The organism is uncultured Bacteroides sp., assembly GCF_910585845.1.
In the GTDB taxonomy this organism is placed as follows: domain Bacteria; phylum Bacteroidota; class Bacteroidia; order Bacteroidales; family Bacteroidaceae; genus Bacteroides.
The window spans coordinates 1-25,721 of record NZ_CAJUHF010000048.1 but is presented as its reverse complement, the minus strand read 5'-3'; the positions used below and the strand labels follow the sequence as shown (position 1 = coordinate 25,721).

Annotated in this window: 14 protein-coding genes and 1 pseudogene; 14 read left to right on the top strand and 1 reads right to left on the bottom strand. The window is 47.4% G+C overall.

Going from position 1 to position 25,721, the window contains the following annotated elements:
• Positions 1 to 529: 529 nt before the first annotated feature.
• From QZ323_RS11870 to QZ323_RS11820, 11 genes are all read left to right on the top strand, one after another.
• A complete protein-coding gene (locus QZ323_RS11870; RefSeq protein WP_294634909.1) occupies positions 530 to 1,684 on the top strand; it encodes a hypothetical protein in 1,155 nt (384 codons plus the stop codon).
• Positions 1,685 to 1,931: 247 nt separating this feature from the next.
• Positions 1,932 to 5,129: a TonB-dependent receptor gene (locus QZ323_RS11865; RefSeq protein WP_294634908.1), complete on the top strand. Its 3,198-nt coding sequence runs from the start codon at positions 1,932 to 1,934 to the stop codon at positions 5,127 to 5,129.
• Positions 5,130 to 5,151: 22 nt separating this feature from the next.
• A complete protein-coding gene (locus QZ323_RS11860) occupies positions 5,152 to 6,816 on the top strand; it encodes a RagB/SusD family nutrient uptake outer membrane protein (protein ID WP_294634907.1) in 1,665 nt (554 codons plus the stop codon).
• A 101-nt stretch (positions 6,817 to 6,917) separates the two neighbouring features.
• Positions 6,918 to 8,207: a DUF4995 domain-containing protein gene (locus tag QZ323_RS11855; RefSeq protein WP_294634906.1), complete on the top strand. Its 1,290-nt coding sequence runs from the start codon at positions 6,918 to 6,920 to the stop codon at positions 8,205 to 8,207.
• Between the two features lie 16 nt (positions 8,208 to 8,223).
• On the top strand, positions 8,224 to 10,221 hold the full coding sequence (gene hepC, locus QZ323_RS11850) for a heparin-sulfate lyase HepC (RefSeq protein WP_294634905.1): 1,998 nt from the start codon (positions 8,224 to 8,226) through the stop codon (positions 10,219 to 10,221).
• An 11-nt stretch (positions 10,222 to 10,232) separates the two neighbouring features.
• Positions 10,233 to 11,837 carry a sulfatase gene (locus QZ323_RS11845; protein WP_294634904.1) on the top strand — a complete coding sequence of 535 codons (1,605 nt, stop codon included), beginning with the start codon at positions 10,233 to 10,235 and terminating at the stop codon, positions 11,835 to 11,837.
• Between the two features lie 70 nt (positions 11,838 to 11,907).
• Positions 11,908 to 13,536: a Tat pathway signal sequence gene (locus QZ323_RS11840; protein ID WP_294634903.1), complete on the top strand. Its 1,629-nt coding sequence runs from the start codon at positions 11,908 to 11,910 to the stop codon at positions 13,534 to 13,536.
• 26 nt (positions 13,537 to 13,562) lie between these two features.
• On the top strand, positions 13,563 to 14,492 hold the full coding sequence (locus QZ323_RS11835; RefSeq protein WP_294634902.1) for an ROK family protein: 930 nt from the start codon (positions 13,563 to 13,565) through the stop codon (positions 14,490 to 14,492).
• A gap of 115 nt (positions 14,493 to 14,607) precedes the next feature.
• Complete coding sequence (locus tag QZ323_RS11830) at positions 14,608 to 15,897, top strand: sugar MFS transporter (RefSeq protein WP_294634901.1); 1,290 nt, start codon at positions 14,608 to 14,610, stop codon at positions 15,895 to 15,897.
• Positions 15,898 to 15,904: 7 nt separating this feature from the next.
• Positions 15,905 to 18,511, top strand: a complete 2,607-nt coding sequence (locus QZ323_RS11825) for a DUF4962 domain-containing protein (RefSeq protein WP_294634900.1) — start codon at positions 15,905 to 15,907, stop codon at positions 18,509 to 18,511.
• Between the two features lie 225 nt (positions 18,512 to 18,736).
• The gene (locus QZ323_RS11820) at positions 18,737 to 20,122 is read left to right on the top strand and encodes a sulfatase-like hydrolase/transferase (RefSeq protein WP_294634899.1); all 1,386 of its coding nucleotides are present in this window, start codon (positions 18,737 to 18,739) and stop codon (positions 20,120 to 20,122) included.
• Between the two features lie 68 nt (positions 20,123 to 20,190).
• On the opposite strand, the gene QZ323_RS11815 is transcribed toward QZ323_RS11820, so the two are convergent.
• Positions 20,191 to 21,648: an aminoacyl-histidine dipeptidase gene (locus QZ323_RS11815; RefSeq protein ID WP_294634898.1), complete on the bottom strand. Its 1,458-nt coding sequence runs from the start codon at positions 21,646 to 21,648 to the stop codon at positions 20,191 to 20,193.
• Between the two features lie 321 nt (positions 21,649 to 21,969).
• Here QZ323_RS11815 and QZ323_RS11810 point away from each other — a divergent pair, with 321 nt between their 5' ends.
• The 3 genes and pseudogenes from QZ323_RS11810 to QZ323_RS11800 form a co-directional block, all read left to right on the top strand.
• Positions 21,970 to 22,515, top strand: a complete 546-nt coding sequence (locus tag QZ323_RS11810) for an RNA polymerase sigma-70 factor (RefSeq protein WP_294634897.1) — start codon at positions 21,970 to 21,972, stop codon at positions 22,513 to 22,515.
• Between the two features lie 128 nt (positions 22,516 to 22,643).
• On the top strand, positions 22,644 to 23,828 hold the full coding sequence (locus QZ323_RS11805; RefSeq protein ID WP_363175078.1) for a FecR domain-containing protein: 1,185 nt from the start codon (positions 22,644 to 22,646) through the stop codon (positions 23,826 to 23,828).
• A gap of 13 nt (positions 23,829 to 23,841) precedes the next feature.
• Positions 23,842 to 25,671, top strand: a pseudogene (locus tag QZ323_RS11800) (SusC/RagA family TonB-linked outer membrane protein); the annotation flags it as partial.
• Positions 25,672 to 25,721: the final 50 nt, after the last annotated feature.

Here is a 25,721-nt window from a genome sequence, read left to right as displayed (position 1 = left end):
ATTCTAAAATTGTTGCTGACCAACATGATTGTATTCGATTCGCTGAATAGTTACCTTACGCCTTCGCAAAGTTAAAAAGAATAAAGAATTCATGCTTTTAGACTAAAAAACGCTACTGGATTTGGCTTTTAGAAATGTAAGCAGTATTTTTATTCCGTTTAAGGATATTTTTCCAATCCATATTAGAGATTAGCCCCGTCCCTCGCATGGAGTCCCCGAAGACGGAGCGCAACGAACTGGGATATCTGCTTCTAACCGTGAATGCAAGCTAATTCTAACACCATAGGAGTTTGCTTTCCACTGGCCCGGTGACAGCCATCTGATGTCACAAGTTTCACAAACTCAACTTTTTAGTAGACAAGAATTCTGTTAACAAGTTGATAAGGAGGAAAGTGCAAGTTATAACATCTGGCTTTATGGACAAGCAAGTGTTTTTCCCTTGTACCTTTGTCTTCTCGTTATCTTGTTCCCCGCTCAAGTCTCGCTTACGAAACCTGAGCTAACATTTTTTCAGAAAGGAGAAAAAACAATGACGACAAACTTCTATTTCACACATCCCATCGCAGCTTCGTTCGACCCGCGAATACATGCACTGGAGGAAAAGCTGCACGGCAAAGGCTACGGATTGTACTGGTATATCCGAGAAAAACTGTCCTTCTTCCCCAAAAAGTGCTGCCGGCTGGAAAACTTGAAACCCTTTGCGACCAAGTACTACACCTACAGACTAATGAAACAAGTGGTGCTGGAATCCGGCCTGTTCGAGATTGAAAAAGGATATATCATCCCCCTGAAACTGAAATGCGAAGGAGGGACAATCAATGAAGAGACAACCCGCAAAGACATGCCCGCAAAGTCGCAGAGGGGAAACAAAACAAGCCGGAAGAACAGCAGAAACGAAGCAAAAAACAACTTTACTTTTATCATTTCTGATGATAGCTCTGAAGCAAAAAATAGCAGAAACGAAGCAAAAAACAGCAGAAAACAGACAAAAAACAGCGAAAATCCGTCCGTTTTCAATGAAAATCCGCTGAAAAACGACGAAAATCCATCAAAAAACAGCGGAAAACAAGCGAAAAATGACAAAAAACGAACGGAAAATGACGAAAAACAAGCGATTTTTAATGAAAAACAAGCGATTTTTGACGGAAAACAAGCGGAAAACAGTGGAAAACAAGTGAGAAAAACGTCACAAAAGCAGTTTGAATATGCTGATAAACAGGTATTTGAACACAATTCCTTTGAAACAAACAACACAAACACGCCCATATATATAAATAAAGAAAAAGAGAAAGAAAGAAAAAATATTTCTTCTACAGAAAAAGAAGAAGAAGAAGAAAAAGAGCAGGAACAGGAAAAGACGGAAAATACCATGAACGACCGGAATATCCCCGTCCGACAAACCCTACCGCCCACGAGCAGCGATTGGCAGGATACCGCATGTACAACGGTCCCCCCACCTCCAACAACACCCCTACACATGCCGACGACCACTCCCTGTGGAACGCTCGCTTGCAACGTAGAGAGCCGAAGTACGGGTAAAAAGCCGCCGCATTTGTTACCGTATCCCCTGGGGTTTGCCGGAACGTTGCCCCGCATTTGTCCGGAAAACCCCACGGGAATCAGACACAAAGCCCGGGACAATCCAGGAATGACAGACTACCGGATCGCTCGAAATATCGGATGATAAAACGGATATAAAATGCATCATCACTACGAGTCCGGATAAGCCTCAAAAGGTACTGTATATGGCCTCAGCAAGGTGTTTATCCCCGCTTTTAAACAAAAACATCATATTTTGAACAAGATTAATATTCTCAAAAGAGAATACTGAAAGCATTCAAAACAAAGTTATAACTCCATAACAGAACATCCTTATATCTTTGCCATAGGAAAAACTCCAAAGAGAAGTTAAACCTTAGATTTATCAATTTATGTACAAATTAAAAGTTTTATTTTTAATGTTTGTCCTCGCCACTGTCAGCATGGCTACTTATGCACAGAGCCTGAAAGTGACCGGTAAGGTAATCGACAGTGAAGGATATGAAGTGATTGGAGGTAGCGTAACCGTGAAAGGCGCTGCCGGAGTAGGTACAGTGACCGACATTGACGGTAACTATACACTAACAGTAGATAACCCTTCGAAAGCCGTACTCGTTTTCTCCTACGTCGGAATGACTACGCAAGAAGTGAAAGTGAACAACCAAAGTGTAATCAATGTCACCCTGCAAGCTGATGCCGTAATGCTGGATGAAGTTGTTGCTATTGGTTATGCTACAGTGAAACGTAAAGACCTGACCGGATCTGTAGCCTCCGTCAACAGCAAGGAACTTTCCAAAGTCCCCACAAGTGACATCACCCAAGCTTTGGCAGGTCGTATGGCCGGTGTGCAGGTGATGCAGAGCGAAGGTGCTCCAGGTGCATCCATCTCAATCCGTGTGCGTGGTGGTATCTCCATTACACAAAGTAACGAACCTCTCTACATAATTGATGGTTTCCCCAGCGAAGACGGCATGTCTACCCTCGATCCTGCTGAAATCGAGACCATTGACATCTTGAAGGACGCTTCTGCAACTGCCATCTACGGTGCGCGCGGTGCCAACGGTGTAGTAGTTATCACCACAAAGAGCGGTGGCAAAGGCGGAAAGACGACCGTCACATTCGACACCTACGTCGGATTCAAGAAGATTGCAAAGACATTGGACGTACTGTCACCATACGAATTTGCCATGCTTGACTTTGAACGTCGCGTGTACGATGCCAAGACACAGGAGGACATCGACAAGGACATTGAAAGTTTCACCAAAATTTATGGCAACTACAGTGATCTTGAGAAGAACTATGCCAACCGTAAAGGTCTCGATTGGCAGGATCTGACTTTGGGACGCACGGCATTGACGCAAAACTACCGCGTAGGCGTTTCTGGAGGAACAGACAAGCTAAATTACAATTTGGCATACTCTTATTATGATGAAGAAGGTGCTATGGTGTTCAGCGGCAGCAAAAAGCACAACATCTCGTTCAACATGAACCACAAAGTGAACGACCGTCTGAGTATCAACGCGCGCATCAGCTACGACCAAATGAAAATCTATGGTATGGGTACATCCGAAGGAGGCGACCGTTTCAACAAAATGCAGCATATCCTACAATATCGCCCTACGATAGGTATTAACGGCACAGATGACATGTTATTGGAAGACGAAGACCCCATCTTCGTAGACGATACCGGCAACGTGATGCAGAATCCTTTACTCTCCGCAGCCGAAGAAACTAAAGACCGCGAATACCGCACATTCCAAGCAAACGGTGGATTCACATTCAAATTATTCAAAGGTCTGTCGTTCCGCAACACCACCGGTATGCGCTACCAGACACGCCGCAATGATATCTTCTTCGGAGACAAGTCCATCACCGCCAAGCGTTCCAGCATCAACGGTAGCATCCAGAACGTGGAGAACGGTAGTTTCCAAACCTCCAATGTACTGAACTACAACTGGTCGGGCAAAGGACACGATGTGACCGCCATGGTAGGTCAAGAATACGTAGACCGCTGGACCCGCAGTTTCAAAGCAGCAGCAGCCAATTTCCCCAACGATGATATCGGTCTGGGAGACCTGTCATTAGGTTTGCCTACCTTGGCCGAATCAACGGAAAACTATGATGACAAGCTACTCTCTTTCTTCGCCCGCTTCAACTACGGTTTCAAGGATAAGTATCTGTTTACTGCTTCGTTCCGCGCCGACGGTTCTTCCAAGTTCGGTAAGAACAACAAATGGGGTTACTTCCCCGCATTCTCTGCAGCATGGCGTATGGGAGAAGAGGATTTCATCAAGAACTTGAACATCTTCTCCGACCTGAAAATGCGCATCGGCTACGGTATGGCAGGTAACAACCGTATCAACAGCTACCTCAGCTTACCGATGTTGGGTTCAGTAACCTATCCCAACGGAGACTCCACACAGCCCGGTTATGCGCTCAAACAGATTCCTAACGTCAACTTGAAATGGGAAGCCAACAAAACATTCAACTTTGGTCTCGACTTCGGATTCTTTAACCAACGTCTAACCATCTCTCCCGAATTCTACATCAACCGAAGCAGTAATTTGTTGTTGAACGCCAAGATGCCTACCTCATCCGGATACGACGGCATGATCATCAATGCCGGTGAAACAGAGAACAAGGGTATCGACTTGACCATCAACTCGGCCAACATTGTGACCAAAAATTTCACTTGGAACACAGCCGTAACGCTGTCGCATAACAAGAACTCCGTAAAAAAACTGACTGGAGAAGAAGTACAGCTTTGGGAAGCCAACTTCGGTTATAGCCAAAACACGCACATCATTGGTGTAAACCGACCTTTGGGTCAGATGTACGGCTACGTAACCGATGGTCTCTATCAGGTATCCGATTTCAATTATGATGCAGAGACCAACACCTACGTATTGAAAGACGGTATTCCTTTTGTTGGCAAAAAAGAAGACATGAAACCCGGTATGTGGAAGTTCAAGAACGTAGACGGTAGCGATGACAACAAGATAACGGAAGCAGACAAGACCGTCATCGGACATGCCTATCCCAAGTTGTATGGAGGTATCAACAACACGTTCACTTACAAAGATTTCGATCTCAGCTTCTTCTTGACCTACAGTATAGGTAATGACGTGCTTAATGCCACCAAACTGACGAATACCAAGACTGCATTACAAAACAAGAACGTACTTGCCATAGCCGATTCCAAACATCGTTGGGTATTGGTAAACAAGCAGGGCGAACTGATTAGCAATCCGCAGGAAATGGCAGAACTCAACCAGAACAAGACTGTAGCAGCCATCTACGACAACGAAGTCGGTGACACTTACATCCACTCATGGGCAGTGGAAGACGGTTCATTCCTGAAGTTGAGCAACATCACATTAGGTTATACTCTCCCGAAAAAATGGCTCAGCAAAGCAGGCATCAGCAAACTGCGCATTTATGCCACAGGTTCCAACCTGCTGACATGGACCAAATACTCAGGTTTCGATCCTGAAGTGTCCACTATGGGTAACGGACTGACTCCGGGTGTAGACTTCGGTGCTTACCCCAAGAGCCGTTCATTCGTTTTCGGTATTAACTTAGCATTCTAACGAACCTTAAAAGGAGAATATAATGAAAAAATATAAAGTATTTGCGCTAAGCGCACTGATTGCAGCAGGATTTGCTTCATGTGATCTGACGGAGGAACCGACTGCATATTATGAGAGAGATAATTACTTCAAGACATACAACCAGGCTCAAATGGCTGTGATAGGTATTTACGATTGCTTATCCGAATTAGGACATTATGGCCAAGACGAGATGGCAATGCCTGCATCGGATGATACTTATTATATAAACGGTACCGGTACAGACAATACACGCCGTGACATCGCCCACTACATGGTGAAGTCTACAAACACTTGGGTTGCAAGTATATGGAAGTTCAAATATTTAGGAATAGACCGTGCAAACCTTGCCATTGAAGGAATAGAAGGCATGGCCGGCTACGAAGGAGATACCAGCTTAAAAGAACTGGTAGCCCAAGCTAAATTCCTCCGTGCTTTCTTGGCTTTCGACTTGGTTAAATATTGGGGAGACGTACCGTTCAAAACAAAATGTACTTTTACATACGAAGATGCTTTCAACGGACGTGTCAGCCGCGAGACCATTTACGACCAGATTATCGACGACTTGAACTTTGCCAAAGAGAACCTGCAAAAAGGCAAAGCCTCCCTGTCACCGGAAACACCCTCACAGAGTGCCGCACATGCCCTGTTGATGCGTGTCTACCTACAGCGTGCCGGCTACAGCCTGCAACAGGACAAACAGTTGACCCGTCCGGACGATGCCAAGAGAAAAGAGTACTTCAACGCAGTAATTACCGAATGGAACTCTATCCAAACCAAAGGTTACCACAATTTCTATGACGGTGGATTCGTGGAACTGTTCAAAGGCTACTCCGCAGGTGTACTGAACTCACAAGAGAGCCTGTGGGAAATTGCTTTCAACCCGACCGGTGAAGGCTATAGAGACAATGCCGGAAACTGGGGCACCTACAACGGACCATTAGTGGCAGCACCGTCAGGAAATGCTTCTGAGAATATGGGACGTGCCAACGCTTTCTTCCGCGTACTTCCTGCATGGAAAGCCTTCTTCGAAGATACCGACGAACGTAGAGACGTCATGGTATGCACCTATCAGTACAAATGGGATAAAGAAAAAGGGCACGTCAAGACCGAAAACAAAAAGGTGGCCGACTGGTATCCCGGAAAATGGCGCAGGGAATGGATGCCCAAAGGCTATGTAGATCCGAACAACGTAGGTGCAAACTACTGCCCCATACGCTATGCAGACGCTGTGCTGATGGCAGCCGAAGCTTACAACGAAACCGGCAACACTTCCGAAGCATGGAGACTGTTGAATTTAGTGCGCACACGTGCACAAGCAACTCCTATCACCGCTGAAAACTACAGTAGCCTGATGAAAGCTCCGAAAGTGTACGACCTGCCGTACATCGATGATTCTGACGAAGCAGGTAAATTCCGTACCGCCCTCTACTGGGAACGTGGTTTTGAGTTGGCCTTCGAAGGACAACGTAAGTACGACTTGCTGCGCTGGGGATTTTTGGCCGAGACATTACGTCTCTTCCAAGACAAGATGGACGCTTCGCTCAAAGGAAAATATGTGGCTGGCGACAAGTTTGTCAAAGGAAAACACGAACTGTTCCCCATACCGCTGGGTGAAATACAGTCCAACCCCGCATTGGAAAACAAGAACAATCCGGGTTATGAATAATTTTATGGAATACAATTAATTTGCTAAATAATATGATGGAGAGAGAGGAAGCACATTCCCTACTCTCTCCATCATGTCTTTATCTAAACAATACTTATTTTATGAAAAAGATTTTACTATTTTGCTACACAGTAGCCGCATTGCAAGGCTTTTCCAGCTGCTCTTCCAACCAACCTAAAGAGGACTACAGCTGGCTGAAGAATGCGATAGACACTTCTGTACAACAGTTAGAAGAGACTGTAGCCGATGTAGGAGATTCTGTTTTATTGCCGCGTGCCATTTGGACGGGCTACGACATGGACTTCCTTTGCAACCAGTTGCAGAGAGATCCTTCAACCTTCAAGGATTCTTTGCGTGTAAAACCGATAAAGGCGTCTATAGGAAGCCGTCGGTATTGCGGTTCCATCTACGATTGGACCAGCGGTTTCTTCCCCGGCAACCTGTGGTATGCCTATCAACTCACCGGAAAGGAAAACCTGAAAGCAAGTGCCGCCAAATTCACCAACTACCTGTATCCGGTAAGAAAATACACCGGCACACACGACATCGGATTCATGATGAACTGTAGCTATGGCAATGCAAACCGTCTGGCACCGGCAGACAGCATCCAGTCCATATTGGTACAGACTGCCGACAACTTGTGCGACCGCTTCAACCCGAATATTGGCTGTATCCGCTCATGGGACTTCGGAAAATGGAATTTCCCTGTGATTATTGATAACATGATGAACCTCGATCTGCTGTTTTATGTCAATCATCTTACCAATAATCCCAAATATAAGGATATAGCACTGAAGCATGCAGAAACGACACTGAAAAACCATTTCAGAGAAGACTATTCATCCTATCACGTAGTAAGTTACAAAAACGACGGCAACGTAGAACTGAAGTGCACGCACCAAGGCAAAAACGACGATTCTTCATGGGCACGCGGACAGGCATGGGGAGTATACGGATATACCTCCTGCTATCGCGAATCAAAAGATACACTCTTCCTGCAACAGGCAAAGAACATCGCAAACATGATTATGAAGTGCGTAAAAACCGACGATGCCATTCCCCTCTGGGATTACGATGCACCTGACATGCCGGAAACACCCCGCGATGCATCTGCTGCTTCTATCACTGCTTCTGCCCTGATAGAACTCAGCACGTTGATAGAAGACGGACAAGTTTACTTGGATTATGCCGAGAAACTGCTGAAATCCCTCTCTTCCGATGCTTATCTGGCAAAGGTCGGCACAAACCAAGGATTCATCTTGATGCACTCTGTAGGTTCACTGCCCAATGGTTCGGAGATTGACACCCCGATCAATTATGCCGATTATTACTATCTGGAAGCCCTGATCCGCTACATGCAGGTGAAAGGACTGGATTACAAATCGCTCTAAATAAAAACAATATACTATGAGGATAACAAGATATATAGTTAGCTTTACCTTCCTGCTGATTGCCTTGTGCACACAAGCGCAACAGCTCCGGAAGGAGGCTTTCGACCTGCTGAACCTGGACTATCCGGGACTGGAGAAAGTGAAAGCCGCATGTGACCAACAACAATGGGACGAAGCCGCTCAAGCCTTATTGGACTACTACCGCCAACGCACCGGCATAGCCCATCCGGACCTTGACTTGAATAACATCAAGATCTCACAGACCGAACAGAAGTGGGCGGACGATGCCTTGGAACACACATTCTTTGTACACTATGGTTACCAACCCTCTTACAATTACGGCAAGGACATCAACTGGCAATACTGGCCCGTGCAAGACAACGAGTTACGTTGGCAGTTGCACCGCCACAAATGGTTCACCCCGATGGGAAAGGCCTACCGGATCTCAGGCGATGAGAAGTATGCCAAGGAATGGGCATTCCAATACATAGACTGGATAAAGAAGAACCCATTGACACAGGTAGAGAAAGAAGAGTATGAGTTGGTGAGCGCAGGCGAAGTAAAAGGAAATGCTGAGAACGTACGTTTTGCATGGCGCCCGCTGGAAGTCAGCAATCGCTTGCAGGACCAGACACTGCAATTCCTGCTGTTCGTCTCCTCGAAAGCGTTCACTCCGGAGTTCCTGACCGAGTTTCTGGTCAACTATCACCGCCATGCCCTGCATATCTTAGGCAACTACTCTGACCAAGGCAACCATCTGCTGTTCGAAGCACAGCGAATGGTATATGCCGGCGCATTCTTCCCCGAATTCAAGGAAGCCTCAGCGTGGAGAAAGAGCGGTATCAGTATCCTGAATCGTGAGATAAAGAAGCAAGTCTATGCCGATGGTGGACAATACGAGCTTGACCCGCACTATCACTTGGCATCCATCAATATCTTCTGCAAAGCTCTGCGCATGGCAGACGTCAACGGATTCCGCCAAGAGTTCCCTGCCGAATACGTAGAGACAGTGAAGAACATGATTGAATTTTATTCCAATATCTGTTTCCCCGACTACAGTAATCCCTGCTTCAGCGATGCTAAGTTGGGAGACCGCCCGGCAGAGATCCAGAACTACAAGGATTGGCTCAAGCTATTCCCCGACTGTGCATGGATCCGCTATTATGCCACCGAAGGACGCGAAGGCGCTCCCCTGCCCAACCTCTCTCATGGCGCACTGACTTCCGGATTCTTCACCTTCAGAAACGGATGGAAGCAGGATGCTACGGTAATGGTGGTGAAAGCCGGTCCTAAAGGAGAATGGCACTGCCAGCCGGACAACGGCACTTTCGAACTTTGGTTCAATGGCAAAAACCTCTTCCCGGACAGCGGATCGTACGTTTATGCAGGCGACAAAGAAGTGATGAAACTGCGTAACTGGTTCCGTCGTACCTGTTCCCACAACACGCTGACACTGGACGAGAAGAACTTGCAAACCACGGAATCCGTAACGAAACTCTGGAAGTCCGAAGGCAACGAGCAGGTGTTGGTCACTGAGAATCCCCACTACGACGGGCTGAAACACCGCCGCGCAGTCTTCTTTGTAGACCAAACGTACTTCGTCATCGTGGATGAAGCCGTGGGCAATGTACAAGGAACGGTCAATCTGAATTACCACTTGTGTGAAGGTACGGTCAACGTAAACGTAAAGAACCACATCCTGACTACAGCCTACGACGGACCGAGCAACGTGAAACTGCAATGCTTCTCCGACAAGAAAATCACGGTGAAAGAGAAAGAGGGTTGGCGTTCTACAGCCTACCGTCTGCGTGTTCCCCGTGCTGCCGTCTCCTTCGACGCAGAGAAGAAAGCCACGGAGAACGTACGCTACATCACCATCATCTATCCGTCGAAAGACGCCGCTTCTTTCCCCACATTCAAAGCCAAATTCCTGAACAAGGCATTCGACGAGAACGGAGTGAAAATAGAGATATCTGTTGACGGCAAGAAACGCCAACTGGAATATAAACTATAAAGATTTTTAGAATGAATCGCTTATCCTACTTATTTCTTCCTCTGACTACCATCGGCATGTCTGCATGCAGTTCCGGCAAAGAAGAGGTGAAACGTCCGAATATCATATTCATGATGACAGACGACCACACCACGCAGGCGATGTCCTGCTACGGTGGTCGCTTGTTGCAGACCCCCAACATGGATAGGATAGCCAACGAAGGTGTCCGCATGGACAATTGCTATGCGGTCAATGCCCTGTCCGGTCCATCGAGAGCTTGCGTCCTGACAGGCAAGTTTAGCCACATCAACGGCTTCACGGACAATGCCAGCACCTTCGACGGTAGCCAGCAGACTTTCCCGAAACTGCTGCAAGCCGCCGGTTACGAGACTTCAATCATCGGCAAGTGGCACCTGATCACCGAACCTCAGGGATTCGACTACTGGTGCATACTGACAGGCCAGCATGAGCAAGGCGACTACTACAATCCCGATTTCAACGAAAACGGAAAGCAGATTATAGAGCAGGGGTACGCCACCGACATAATTACCGACAAGGCCATCGACTACCTGGAGCACCGGGATAAAAGTAAGCCTTTCTGCATGATGTATCATCAGAAAGCACCGCATCGCAACTGGATGCCGGCTCCCCGTCATCTGGGCATGTTCAACAACACCGTCTTCCCCGAACCCGCCACCCTCTTCGATACCTACGAAGGAAGAGGTGCTGCAGCCAAGGAACAGGATATGTCCATCGAATATACCTTGACCAACGACTGGGACCTGAAACTGCTGACGCGCGAAGAGATGCTGAAAGATACCACCAACCGGCTTTATCAGGTGTACAAGCGGATGCCGGCCGACGTGCAGGACAAGTGGGATTCGGTATACGCCAAACGCATCTCGGAATACCGCAACAACAAACTGGAAGGCAAGGAGCTGATCAGCTGGAAATACCAGCAATACATGCGCGATTACCTCGCCACCATTGTTGCCGTGGATGAGAACATAGGCCGTCTGCTCAACTATCTGGAGAAAAACGGAGAGCTGGACAATACGATCATCATCTATACTTCGGACCAAGGTTTCTTCCTGGGCGAGCATGGCTGGTTCGACAAGCGCTTCATGTACGAAGAGTGCCAACGCATGCCGCTGGTCATCCGCTACCCGAAAGCGATCAAGGCAGGAAGCACTTCCAGCACCATCGCCATGAACGTGGACTTCGCTCCTACCCTGCTGGACTTTGCCGGAGTGGAGATACCGGAAGACATCCAGGGACAATCGCTCAAGCCCGTCCTGGAGAACGAAGGGAAAACTCCTGCCGACTGGAGAAAGGCTGCCTATTACCACTATTATGAATATCCGGCAGAGCATTCGGTCAAGAGACATTACGGTATCCGCACCGCCGACTTCAAACTGATTCATTTCTACAATGACGTGGACGAATGGGAAATGTACGACCTGAAGAACGACCCGAACGAACTGACCAATGTGTTCGACAATCCCGAATATGCCGAGAAACAAGCCGAACTGCTGTCTCTGCTAAAAGAGACCCAACAACAGTATCAGGACAACGACCCTGACGAGAAAGTAAAGGAACTGTTCAAAGGCGACAGACGATTTATGAAGAACAGATAAAAAAGAATAACCCGTTGACGGAATTTATCCAAAGAACCGATTCCATCGACAAATAAAATAGAATAACACCATGAATAGAAGAAGTTTCTTGAAACATACAGGCTGGTCCCTCGCCGGACTGGCAGCTTCCGGCAGTTTACTGTCCGCATGCCAACATGGGACTGCTGCTGCAAAGAAAATAATGCCCTCTGCCAGCAATCTGAAATATTTCTGGGGAGACTTGCACAACCACTGTAACATTACATACGGACACGGCGACATGCGTTCCGCATTCGAAGCTGCCAAACAGCAACTGGATTTCGTATCCATTACCCCCCATGCCATGTGGCCCGACATTCCCGGTGCGGACGATCCCCGTCTGAAATGGGTGATCGATTACCACATCGGCGCTTTCAAACGTCTGCGCGAAGGAGGCTACGAAAAGTATGTAGCCATGACCAACGAGTATAATAAGGAGGGAGAATTCCTTGCCTTCATTGGCTACGAAGCGCACAGTATGGAGCATGGCGATCATGTAGCACTGAACTATGATCTGGATGCACCGTTAGTGGACTGTACCTCCATCGAAGACTGGAAGCAGAAGGCACGCGGACACAAAGTGTTTATCACACCCCACCACATGGGTTATCAGACCGGTTACCGCGGATATAACTGGAATTTCTTCACCGAAGGAGACCAGACTCCCTTCGTAGAGATGTATTCCCGCCACGGACTGGCAGAAAGCGACCAAGGTGACTATAACTACCTGCACGACATGGGTCCACGCCAATGGGAGGGCACCATCCAATGCGGACTGGAACAAGGCAAGAAATTCGGTATCATGGGCTCCACCGACCAGCATGCCGGCTATCCGGGCAGCTATGGCGACGGACGTATAGGTGTTCTTGCCGAATCACTGACCCGTGACAATATCTGGGAAGCCATGAAGAACCGCCACGTATGCTGTGCTACGGGCGACAAGATCAATATAGATTTCCGGTTGAACGATGCCTTCCCGGGTGACGTGGTACGCGGAAACAGCCGCCGCATCTACCTGAATGTAGAGGGAGGCAGCTGCATCGACTACGTAGACATCATCAAGAACAGAAAGTGCATTGCCCGCTTGAGCGGTCCGCTGTTGCCGGAAATGCCGGAAGGAGACAAGGTACGTTGTAAGGTAAAGATTGATTTCGGATGGAACCGTGAAGAGCAGTACGTACACTGGCAAGGCAAGCTATCTATCAGCAAAGGCAAGATCAATGCTGTGGAACCTTGCTTCCGTGGTGCTGCCTTCACTTCTCCACAACCGGGAGAGAGCGAGTTTGAGACAAGAGTCAACCGCATCCTGTCCGTTACGGAGACTGAGACGGAACTGGACATGTATAGCTCAAAGAACCCCAACACCACTACTCCTGCCATGCAGGCAGTCATTCTGGATGTGACGATGCCCAAAGACGGCATGATCACCGCCGAATTCAACGGCAAGAAATTCGAGCATTCGCTGGGCGAGCTGCTGGAAGGTTCGCGTTCGCACTTCATGATAGGCTGGTTGAGCGAGGCCATTCTGTTCAACCGTGCAATGCCCGAGAGCTGCTTTACGATCGAACACTACATGGAGGATACCGAACCGGAAAGGGATACGGACTACTACTATATCCGCGTTCGCCAACGCGACCAGCAGTGGGCATGGAGTTCTCCAATATGGGTAGAAAGAACATAATGTTTCCTCTTTTTATATCATAAATTATGGAATATGCAATTGGCATTGATTTAGGTGGTACATCTATAAAATATGCTTTGGTGGATAAAGCGGGTAATTCTCTCTTCGAGGGGAAATTACCCTCTTTTGCTTCTGTCTTGGTCGCAAAAGTCACGGAACAGTTGATAAAGGCCGCCACCACGCTGAAAGGTGAAGCTGCCAGAGAGAATCTGACCGTGACGGGCATCGGACTGGGCACACCGGGCATTGTAGATGAGACAAACCGTATCGTACTGGGAGGTGCGGAAAACATCAGAGGCTGGGAGAATATCGATATAGCTTCGCTCTTGGAAGAGCAGGTAAAGTTGCCGGTAGTCGTGGGTAACGACGCCAACCTGATGGGACTGGGAGAGACGAAGTACGGTGCGGGAAAAGGTTGTACCCATGTGGTATTCCTGACCGTAGGTACCGGCATCGGAGGAGCTGTCATCATCGACGGCAAACTGTTCAATGGCTACGCCAACCGGGGAACGGAACTGGGGCATGTCCCTTTGATTGCCAACGGCGAGCGTTGTGCCTGCGGGGCAATCGGTTGCTTGGAGCATTACGCCTCCACTTCCGCCCTGGTAAGACGGTTCAGTGCATCGGCACAAGAACGGAACCTGAAATTCAACGAGGAAATAAACGGCGAACTGATTGTACGGCTCTATCATGAAGGTTTTCCTTTGGCGGTGGAGTGCATGAACGATCACTTCTACTATCTGGGAAGAGGTATTGCCGGATTCGTCAACATATTCAGCCCGCAGCGTATCGTCATAGGGGGTGGTCTGGCAGAAGCCGGCAGCTTCTACTTGGAAGAGATCAGAAAAGTAGTCAAAGCGCATGTGATAGCCGACTGCGCCTTAAATACGGAAATTGTAGCCGCTGCACTGGGCAACAAGGCCGGACTGATCGGAGCAGCATCATTAGTCTTATAATGTATAGTAGTTAAGGAGTTGTTTTTTTGAGGAGTTAAGGAGTTACCCCCTAAAAAACAACTCCTTAACTACTTTAACTACTAAAAAAGAAAATCAACTAAAAAAACGACATATTATGAGAAATAACAAGAAATGGGGTATGCTGGCATTGATCATGATGTTCTGGTTTACCATTTCATTCATTACGAATATCCTGGGTCCTCTGATTCCCGACATCATCCATAACTTTGAACTGAAGGACTTGGCAATGGCAGGGTTTATCCCGACCTCTTTTTTCTTGGCGTATGCCATCATGTCGATACCGGCAGGTATCCTGATAGACAAATACGGTGAAAAGCCGGTATTGTTCACCGGTTTCCTGATGCCGTTTATCGGTACCGTCCTGTTTGCTTGTTTTCCCTTCTACCTGATGCTACTTCTCTCCTCTTTCATCATCGGTCTGGGTATGGCGATGTTACAGACAGTAATCAATCCGTTGCAACGCGTTGTCGGCGGAGAGGAGAACTACGCATTCATTGCCGAACTGGCGCAGTTTGTATTCGGAGTGGCCTCTTTCGTCAGTCCTTTGGTCTACACCTGGCTGATACATGCACTTGCACCGGAGGTTTATCAGCCGGGAGAGAACTTCTTTCTGGATATCCTGGCCACTGTCACTCCGGTTGCCCTGCCTTGGGTTTCCTTGTACTGGGTGTTCACAGTGCTGTTGCTTGCCATGCTGATCATCGTATCGCTCGTCCGTTTCCCACGTATCGAACTGAAAGAGGATGAACGAAGTGGCTCTTCTTCTTCCTACAAGACATTGTTCCGCCAAAGATATGTATGGCTTTTCTTCTTAGGTATCTTCTGCTACGTCAGCACGGAGCAGGGCGTTTCCATCTTCATGAGCACCTTCCTGGAACAGCATCATGGTATCGATCCCCAAAGCGTAGGTGCACAATGCATCAGTTATTTCTGGGGTTCAATGACCATTGGTTGCCTGTTCGGCATGTTCCTGCTGAAACTGATAGACAGCAAACGCCTGCTGCAAATCTCAGGAGTGTTGTCCATGGGACTGTTACTGATTGCTCTGTTCGGTTCGGCAGACGTAGCGATATGGGCATTTCCGGCAATCGGTTTCTGCATCTCTATGATGTATTCCATCATATTCTCACTCGCCCTGAACACGGTGAACCAGAACCACGGTTCCTTTGCCGGCATCCTTTGTTCAGGAATAGTGGGCGGCGCAGGTGGTCCGTTGCTTATCAGCCTGGTATCCGATGCCACTTCATTGCGCACAGGAATGCTCCTTATCCTGCTTTTCATGGGATACATCACCTTTATCGGATTTTGGGCACATCCGCTGGTCAACAATAAGACGGTCAGCCTGAGAGAGTTGCTAAGGTTCAAGAAAAAACAAACTAACTAAATCTGAAATGAGAAAGATATTATTAAGCTTGCCTACCCTTTGCCTATTGATGGCATGCAGCAACACCGAACAGCCTGCTGTAATAACCGTGTCTTCAGAAACCTTGATGCATGAGGTGCGTGCCACTCCCTCGCCCGAGGATGGAGAATATGCCACGGTGAATCCCCCACGCTTCATGTGGCCCGACAAGTTTCCACACTTAGGTCCTGTGCTGGACGGAGTTCCGGGACATGTGGACGAAAAGCCGGCAGTACTCTACCGGATCCGTATCTCCCAAGACAAGGAGTTCCGGAAAGGTGTCCTGACCGGCGAACGTGCCTGGGCATTCTTCAATCCCTTCCAACCGTTGGCGCAAGGAAAGTGGTATTGGCAACATGCCTACGTCACCCCCGAAGGCACGGAAGAGTGGTCACCGGTCTATCAGTTCCATATCGGAAAAGATACACCGGTATTCAATCCTCCTGCCTTGGAAAAGGTTCTGGCACAATACTCTTCCCACCACCCGCGTGTATTACTGGATGCGGATGATTGGGAAGATATCATCACGAAGAACAAGAATAATCAGGAAGCGCACACCTATATAGACAAGGCTACGCTATGCCTCTCCCACCCGTTGAAGCACCTTCAAGAAGAGATCGACACGACGACCGTGGTCACCTTGACCAATGTTGTGCAGCGTGAATCGGCTCTTATCCGCGAAAGCCGCAAAATAGTAGACCGGGAAGAAATCAATGTGGAAGCCTTGGTGCGCGCCTACCTGCTGACGAAAGACGAGAGGTTCTACCGGGAAGGCATCAGCCGGTTGAGTGAAATCCTCTCTTGGCAGAAGAGCAAATATTTCGCAGGAGACTTCAATCTGGGTACCCTGTTGTCTATGAGCACATCGGCATACGACGGGTTTTACAACCTGTTGTCTCCATCGGAGAAGCAACTGCTGCTGGACAACATCCGGACTATCGGAAGTAAGTTCTATGGCGAATACGTCAACTATCTGGAGAACCGCATTGCGGACAATCATGTATGGCAAATGACTTTCCGCATCCTGACAATGGCTGCCTTCGCCACAGTCGGAGAGATTCCGGAGGCTTCCGTATGGACGGATTATTGCTACAACGAATGGATTTCCCGCTTTCCGGGACTGAATGCAGACGGAGCATGGCACAATGGAGACGCTTATTTCCATGTCAATCTACGTACCCTGATCGAAGTGCCTGTCTTCTTCTCGCGCATATCCGGCTTCGACTTCTTTGCCGATCCCTGGTATGCCAACAATGCCTTATACGTCATTTACCAGCAACCGCCCTTCTCCAAATCCGGCGGACACGGAAACTCGCATGAGAGACAACATGCTCCGAACGGAGGCCGCGTAGGATATGCCGATGCACTGGCACGCGAATGCAACAATCCGTGGGCGGCAGCATACGTACACGAAATCATGCAGGAAAATCCCAATGCCTTATCGGAGCCATTTGAGATTAAACCGGCGGACCTGACCTGGTACCGCTGTACGACAAAGAAAGAGAGACCCGCATATAGTGTCCATCTGTCGGAACTTCCTCCCACCAAAGTGTTCAGCCAGACAGGTACTGCACTGATGACTACCGACATCGGGCATCATGCCAACAATGCCATGCTCTCTTTCCGCAGTAGTCCTTACGGTGCAACCTCACATGCGCTTGCCAATCAGAATGCATTCAATACTTTCTTCGGTGGCAAAGCCATCTTCTACAGCAGCGGACATCGCACCGGCTTCACGGACGACCATTGCATGTATGCCTATCGGAATACCCGTGCCCACAACTCCATATTGGCGGACGGGATGGGACAAAAGATAGGTACGGAAGGTTACGGATGGATTCCGCGCTATTACGAAGGCGAGGAGATCTCCTACGTTGTGGGCGATGCTTCCCATGCTTACGGAAAAGTCGTCTCTCCGTTGTGGCTGGAACGCGGACGCCTGTCAGGCACTCAGTTTACTCCCGCAAATGGCTGGGACGAAAACAAGGTGGATTTCTTCCGAAGACATATTGTCCAACTGGGACGTTCGGGACTGTTTGTCGTCTACGATGAACTGAAGAGTAAAGAACCGATCGCATGGAACTACCTGTTACACACGACCGAGCTGCCTATGGAAGTCGCAGAAGAAGAGGACGGACTATGCATCTCAGGAAGGAATAAGGCGGACGGAGTATCCATCGCCCATCTGTATTCTTCACAGAAAATGACATACGCACAGACGGATACCTTTTTCGTCGCCGCCATCGACTGGAAAAAGAAGACGGACAACGTTCTTCCCAACCATTATCATTTCACGGCAACGACGGTTCCTTGCAGCCAAGCCTGTTTCCTCAACATAATCGATGTACATGGAAACAACCGTGCCGATGCTGCAATCCATCATGAAGGCAACCGCATAACTGTAGAAGGATGGACCATCGAATGCAACCTGAAAGGGGGAAAACCTGCGTTCCTACGCATTGAGAACAAACAGAACGGTGTTTCGCTGGACTTCAACTATGATGCAAATAAAGGTGCCACGACCATCATAGACCGCGTAGACGGAAAGCGGGTAGAGAAAAAAGTGGTCGATGCCTTGCCGGAACTTGAGATATAAACAATCAAGTCCCACAAGTTCAACCTTCGTAGTTGACAGACTGACAAGAAACAGGCTGACAAGGAACAAGTTGACAAGAGAAAATAATAGTTTTTTTAGAGCAAGAAGTATTCTTCTTATTTCCTTGTCAGCTGAGGTCTTGTTTACTAACAAGTTGAGCACTTACGAAAATTCAAACAATTAACCAATTAATTATATAAATAGAATATGATCAAAGAAATTTCAATGAAACATTTGGCGTGTCTGCCTTTGCTATGTTCATCCATAGCTTCGGCTACCGACCGCCCCAACATCATCTATATCTTCACCGACCAGCATACCGCCACTGCCATGAGTTGTGCCGGAAATCCCGACCTGCATACTCCCAATCTCGACCGCTTGGCAAAAGCCGGCATCTTGTTTAACAACGCTTATTGTACGGCTCCACTTAGCGGACCGTCACGCGGTGCCATGTTTACAGGATGCTATCCGGATGCGGTGGGTCTGTCTGTCAATAGTACACCAATGCCCAACTTCCTTCAGACACAGACCTTGGGAACCTTGGTAAAAGAGGCAGGTTACGATTGCGCCTACGGTGGTAAATGGCATCTTCCCGAACTTGACGTCCCCGATAAGGAATACGGTTTTGACCAAATTCACCACCACAGCGACGACGGACTTGCTGAAGCCTGTGCCGAATACCTGTCGCGCAAACACAAAAAACCGTTCTTCCTAGTAGCTTCATACGACAATCCGCATAACATCTGCGAATATGCACGCAGTCAAAACTTTCCATACGGCAACATTGACATACCCGATATCAGGGATTGTCCGGGACTGCCTGCCAACTTTGCCAAGAATCCGTATGACGCCGATGTCATCGAAAGTGAAAGAACCAACAATTATAATGTATATCCCACAGCTCACTTCACTCCCGAGGACTGGCGCATGTATCGCTATAACTACTACCGCCTGGTAGAAAAAGTAGATAAAGAGATCGGAAAGATCATTGACGCCATCGACAAAAACAATCTTTGGGAAAACACAGTAGTCATCTTCTCGAGTGACCATGGCGACGGTATAGGTGCCCATCATTGGAATCAGAAGTCTGCCTTATACGAAGAGATTGTCAACATCCCCTTTATCGTGACACTTCCCGGTAAGAAGCATGCCGGCACTGTATTACCCCAACTGATCAGTAACGGCGTGGACTTCTTCGCCACCGTATGCGACTGGACCGGTGCCAAAATGCCCAAAGAAGCTGCCGGTAAATCTTTCCGCAAAATAGCGGAAGAAGGAAATTCACAGACTCCTCATCAAGAATACATCATTACCGAGACACGGTTTGACGGTAGTAAAACCAGAGGATGGATGGTACGCAGCGAACGTTACAAATACGTGCTCTACGATAAAGGAAGACATCGCGAACAGCTGTTCGACATGCAGAATGACAGAGGAGAAATGAGAAACCTGGTTATGGAAAATGCATACAATCAGGAGTTGCAAAAGATGCGCGACATCCTCGAAAAATGGATGAATACATACAACATACACCCAACCCGCCCGAAATTGCATGACGTACCTGGGAAAAAACTGCAAAGTACAACCCGATACAAAACAGCCTACAAATAATAGATAATAAAAGCGGGGCTATCCCTGTGATAAGGATAGCCCCGCCAATCATTCTTTTCATATTTTAATTACTCCTCTGGAGTCTGTTCTAATGTCGCCGTCAGGAAATTATAGAACTTAGAAACAGACGGAATAAAAGCACGTTCATCCGGCGAGTGTGGAGAGCGCAAAGTGGGTCCGAACGAAATCATATCCAGTCCTGGACAATTAGCACCAATGATGCCGCATTCCAAACCGGCATGAATAACTTTCACTGCGGGTTCTACACCGAATTGTTGTTGATAAGAGAGTCTCATGGCATGCAGGATAGGTGAATCTACATTTGGCTGCCAACCGGAATAATTTCCGCTCAACTCCACTTTCATGCCTGCCATAGCAAAACACGCAGTCAGACTGTCTGCCAAGAAGTCCTTCATCGTGTCGCAAGAACTGCGAGCCAAAATGCGTACTTCTGCCTTTCCCTCACCGATAATCACAATAGCCAGATTAGAAGAAGTCTCCACCGTATCCGGCACAGTCGGAATCATACGCATCACACCGTCCTGACATGCCATCAGCACATTGATCAGGTTGTCCTGAATCTCCACTGGAACAACATGAGACGGAACTTCAACCGGTTCTATTGTCAGAGTAACGTCACTCTCAATAGTGGCATACTCGGCATTGATCTGTGCCTCATATTCCTTGATGTAATCTTCCAGTCCTTCCGTATCTTCGGGATTGAACACCAGCACTGCATGGGCTTCGCGAGGAATGGCATTACGCATATTGCCACCTTCGAAACTTGCCAACTGGGAATCGAACTCAATCAATATATCATGAGCTACACGCGCTAACAGTTTATTGGCATTTCCGCGTCCTTGATTGATTTCCAAACCGGAATGCCCTCCACGCAAACCTTTCAATGTGATTTTGCGTGCTACAAGACCGGCAGAAACTGCTTCTTGCTGGTATTCCAGCGTAGCCGTTACATCCAGTCCGCCAGCACAACCGATGTACAGTTCACCTTCGTCTTCCGAGTCAAGATTCAACAGGATTTTTCCATTCAATGTTCCCGGTTTCAGACCGAAGGCACCATACATACCTGTTTCTTCATCTTTCGTAATCAAGGCTTCGAGCGGTCCATGCTTCAGATTATCGTCTTCTAATACAGCCATAATAGCAGCAACACCCAAACCGTTGTCTGCACCCAGTGTCGTTCCTTTGGCTTTCAGCCAGTCGCCATCCACATAAGTTTCAATAGGGTCTTTCGTAAAGTCGTGAACCGTATCATTGTTCTTTTGCGGCACCATATCCATGTGTGCCTGCAGAATAACTCCTTTGCGGTTTTCCATACCCGGAGTAGCGGCTTTGCGGATAATGACATTGCCTACTTCATCGACAAATGATTCCAAGCCCAAGCCTTTTCCGAAATCAACCAGAAATTCAGTGATCTTCTCCATGTGTCCAGACGGACGAGGAATCCGAGTCAGTGAATAAAAATGCTTCCACACATTCTGTGGAGCTAATTGCAAGATTGTACTCATAACGTTTCAAAAATTAGCATTTGTTTTCGCAAATATACATTTTTATTCTCAAAGCAGGCAATGATCGGAAACTATTTTAGATTTTCAACGGGGTATTGTATATAACTGCTTATAAAGAATAGACGTTTAATGAAGTATTTGAGGTAATAAGCACAAAGGAAGGTATGTAGAAACAGCATATCACCTCCTTTTAAACACGCTTTTTTCAAAACTTCCGCGTATGAAAAACTAAAACGAAGTCGTGAAAGTTTGCCGTTTTTCTGCCGGAAAGGAACAGTTTTCTTTAATAAATCCCTATCTTAGCGGCTGAAAATAGAAAAAATGGGGTTAAATACGGGAAACAGCATCAAATTGAACGAACAGGAGTACCATGATGTCTTCAAGGCATATTATGGTTCACTCTGTTCGTTTGCTTGCCAATATGTGGAAGACCCGGAACTGGCTGCCGACATCGTACAAGACGGCTTTGTTAAACTGTGGCAACTGCGAGATGATTTCTACTACCGTCACCAAGTGAAAGCCTTTCTCTACACGATGGTGCGCAACCGCTCGTTGAACGAATTGGAACACTCCAAGGTTGCCTACGAATACGAACAGAAAATCAAGGCGAAGAAATCAGATACCTTCTTCCACGATGCTGTGGTGGAAGAGGAGACTTTCAGAATACTTTCGGAAGCCATAGGAAAGTTACCTCCGCAGATGAGAAGCATCATGCAGTTGGCTTTGGAGGGAAAGAAGAATGCTGAAATTGCCGATACCCTCCAAGTCTCTCCCGAAACAGTACATACGCTTAAGAAAAGCGCTTATAAGAAACTGCGCAAATACCTCACGAATTACTATTATTGCTACTTCCTACTTTTCCTGTAACTAAAGGTATCGTGCTTGAATAATTTGCCACTTGGAAAGCAATGAGTAAAAAAAATCTTAAGTACGATTCACCATGTTTTCATATTAACCTGTCTTATAATAAAAGAGATTCTAAAACAAGTCAAATTATGATAAATGCAGATTTTCACATGGCACGTCTAATCTCCGGTTATTTGTCCGATAGTATCACTCCGGAGGAACGCACGTGCTTAGATGAATGGCGGAAGGAAAGCGAAGAGCATGAATTGCTTTTCCAACGGATTTGCGATGAAGAGTACCGAGAACGGCACGAAGCACGCAAGCAGAACTATGACTTGCAAACGGGATGGAAGGAAGTGGAACGACGAATCAAGCGTATGAACTTCAGAAAAAGATGCCTGGTGATGTTGCGCTGTGCTGCCATCTTTGCGGTACCTGTTTTGATCGCAATATTGACGTATCGAAACGTTATAGAAGTTCCGTCAGCAAAAGATAGCCATTTAGCAATAGCCGCCCTACCGATAATGCCAGGTGAGGCGAAGGCAATTCTTACATTGGATAATGGAGAAATACTCTTTTTGGACAAAAACGCAGGTGAACAACAGGCACGGTTAGTAGGCGAGCAAGTTCAGGTGGATTCCACCACACTGAGTTACCGCGCCTCACGACAAAAAATGGAACAAGCGATGCCTATATATAATAAGGTGGAAATTCCCCAAGGAGGAGAATACACATTGGTACTAAATGATGGCACAAAGGTGCATCTCAACTCTATGAGCAGTTTGCGTTTTCCGGTGATGTTTGGTACTGGAAAGCGGGAAGTGGAACTGACAGGAGAAGCCTATTTTGAAGTAAGTCAATCCGAGCAACCGTTTGTGGTGCATACCCAAGGGATGCAAATAGAGGTATTGGGGACAGTGTTCAATGTATCCGCCTATCCAGGCGAAGAATACCAGACCACCCTTGTTAGCGGTTCGGTGAAGGTGAATGCGGAGGGGGGAAGGTCCTTGGTACTGAAACCTTCGCAACAAGCACGGTGGAGACCGGGGGATGAAGAAATGCAGGTGTGCACGGTGGAGACTGCTTTCTACACCTCGTGGGTGAAAGGAAAAATTAACTTCAAAGACCAACGGCTGGAGGAAATCATGAAAATATTGGCACGTTGGTATAATATCGAAGTCAACTATACCAACGAGACATTGAAGAACAAGCGTTTCGGTTGCTACGTGAACCGTTACGAAGAGATTAACCCTTTCCTTGAATTGCTGGAAGCGACAGGGAACGTGCATGTAGAAATCAATGGAAAAACAATAACATTCTATACTAACCATTAATAATTGTTCAATTATGACAAAAGAACAGAGTTACACCAGTTTTTGGGAAAGTGGAAAACGTATATGGATTGCATTCCTGTTTTTCAGTTTCATGATGATTGGTTTTGTGCAAGCAGCCGGTAAGGCATTTGCACAAGCAACAGTCACAGTAAATTTAAAGGATGCCACTTTGAGTGACGTCTTGTGGGAAATTCAGCGTCAAACGGACTTTACTTTCATCTACAGTACCAACGACGTTAAAGAGGTAAAGGTTGAATACCTGAACGTGAAAAACGAGAAGATTTCTGCCGTACTGAACCGTTGCCTCAAAGATAGCGGCTTGAGCTATACAGTAAAAGATGATGCAATAGCTATCCGTCCCGCCCACGAGGTGAAGGTAATAGAGCAGGAACATGTAGTCACCGGTATTGTGGTGGACGAAACAGGAGAACCGATCATCGGTGCCAACGTTTTGGTGAAAGGGAGCAACAACGGTCAGATTACCGATTTGGACGGACATTTCTCCATCAAGGTAGAACAGGCATCGGTTATATTGGTGGTATCCTATGTGGGATATGTACGCCAAGAGGTGAAAGCTACCGCAGGTCGGCAAGTAAAGATAGAATTGCACACAGATGCCAACCTGATGGAAGAAGTGGTAGTGACTGGTTATGGTACGTTCAAGAAGTCGGCATATGCAGGTTCTGCTTCTAACTTGAAATCAGATAAATTGCAAGACATACCGACCCCCTCTTTCAAAGACTTGTTGCAGGGCAATGCGCCAGGTGTGCAATTCTCTTCTCCCTCTGGACAGCCAGGTGCTTCCACATCGTTGAACATCCGCGGTATGGGTTCATTCAATGCCAGCAATTCGCCGCTCTATGTCATCGACGGTATACCAGTACGTTCGGGAAGCATCAACACCATGAGTTCAGATGCAGGACTCGACATCATGTCAACCATCAACAGTTCCGATATTGAATCGGTTACGGTAATCAAAGATGCTGCGGCTGCCTCCCTTTACGGCTCGCGCGCTGCCAACGGCGTAGTGGTCATCACGACCAAGAACGGCCAGATGGGCAAACCCAAGATTTCGCTCAAGGCAGATTGGGGTAAGTCGGACTTTGCGATGGACTACCGTCCAGTGATGGGTGGAGCGGAACGCCGCCAGTACATCTACGACGGCTTAAAGACTGCCCAGCTCTTGAAAGGAAAAAGCGAGGAAGAGGCCATAGCCGCTGCCGACAAGGAAATTGATGATTTTGCACCCGTGCCCTGGTGCGGATATGTAGACTGGGACGATGTCATGTTCCAGAAAGGAAATCACGAATCTTACGAGGCTTCTCTTTCAGGAGGCTCAGACCGTTTTAAATACTATTCCTCACTTTCTTATCTGAAGCAAGAAGGTATTGCTGTCAATTCAGGCTTAGAACGTATCAGCGGTCGCTTGAATGTGGATTACCAAGCTACCAACCGCCTGAAAGTAGGAGCTAACATTCTGTTTGCCACGGTCAACCAAGATGTGTATGGCGAAGGTACATCCTATACCTCTCCTTTCTATTCGTCCCGCAATGCGGTGGTTCCTTCGGATGCCGTTTACAATGAAGATGGTTCTTGGAACCGCAGCTTTATCCGTAACGGTGACCGTAACCCTGCTCTGTCGGCTGCTTACGACTACCAGCGCGAATACGTGACCCGTGCTTTCAATACCATTTATGGTGAATATGAATTTCTGAAGAATCTGAAATTCCGTTCTACTTTCAGTTACGACTACGTAAACACCAAAGGTAAGGATTGGAGCGACCCGCGTACTTCCAATGGTGACGATATCAACGGTGGCATGAGCAAGAAATTCTATGAATACCTGTTGGTTGAATTAAATTAGTGAATATTTTATCTGTCCAATCGGACGGT

What these genes read in the sequence shown, in the direction of transcription:
- QZ323_RS11870 (WP_294634909.1), top strand. Translation starts at nt 530, where the DNA reads ATGACGACAAACTTCTATTTCACACATCCCATCGCAGCTTCGTTCGAC.
- QZ323_RS11865 (WP_294634908.1), top strand. Translation starts at nt 1,932, where the DNA reads ATGTACAAATTAAAAGTTTTATTTTTAATGTTTGTCCTCGCCACTGTC.
- QZ323_RS11860 (WP_294634907.1), top strand. Translation starts at nt 5,152, where the DNA reads ATGAAAAAATATAAAGTATTTGCGCTAAGCGCACTGATTGCAGCAGGA.
- QZ323_RS11855 (WP_294634906.1), top strand. Translation starts at nt 6,918, where the DNA reads ATGAAAAAGATTTTACTATTTTGCTACACAGTAGCCGCATTGCAAGGC.
- hepC (WP_294634905.1), top strand. Translation starts at nt 8,224, where the DNA reads ATGAGGATAACAAGATATATAGTTAGCTTTACCTTCCTGCTGATTGCC.
- QZ323_RS11845 (WP_294634904.1), top strand. Translation starts at nt 10,233, where the DNA reads ATGAATCGCTTATCCTACTTATTTCTTCCTCTGACTACCATCGGCATG.
- QZ323_RS11840 (WP_294634903.1), top strand. Translation starts at nt 11,908, where the DNA reads ATGAATAGAAGAAGTTTCTTGAAACATACAGGCTGGTCCCTCGCCGGA.
- QZ323_RS11835 (WP_294634902.1), top strand. Translation starts at nt 13,563, where the DNA reads ATGGAATATGCAATTGGCATTGATTTAGGTGGTACATCTATAAAATAT.
- QZ323_RS11830 (WP_294634901.1), top strand. Translation starts at nt 14,608, where the DNA reads ATGAGAAATAACAAGAAATGGGGTATGCTGGCATTGATCATGATGTTC.
- QZ323_RS11825 (WP_294634900.1), top strand. Translation starts at nt 15,905, where the DNA reads ATGAGAAAGATATTATTAAGCTTGCCTACCCTTTGCCTATTGATGGCA.
- QZ323_RS11820 (WP_294634899.1), top strand. Translation starts at nt 18,737, where the DNA reads ATGAAACATTTGGCGTGTCTGCCTTTGCTATGTTCATCCATAGCTTCG.
- QZ323_RS11815 (WP_294634898.1), bottom strand. Translation starts at nt 21,648, where the DNA reads ATGAGTACAATCTTGCAATTAGCTCCACAGAATGTGTGGAAGCATTTT.
- QZ323_RS11810 (WP_294634897.1), top strand. Translation starts at nt 21,970, where the DNA reads ATGGGGTTAAATACGGGAAACAGCATCAAATTGAACGAACAGGAGTAC.
- QZ323_RS11805 (WP_363175078.1), top strand. Translation starts at nt 22,644, where the DNA reads ATGATAAATGCAGATTTTCACATGGCACGTCTAATCTCCGGTTATTTG.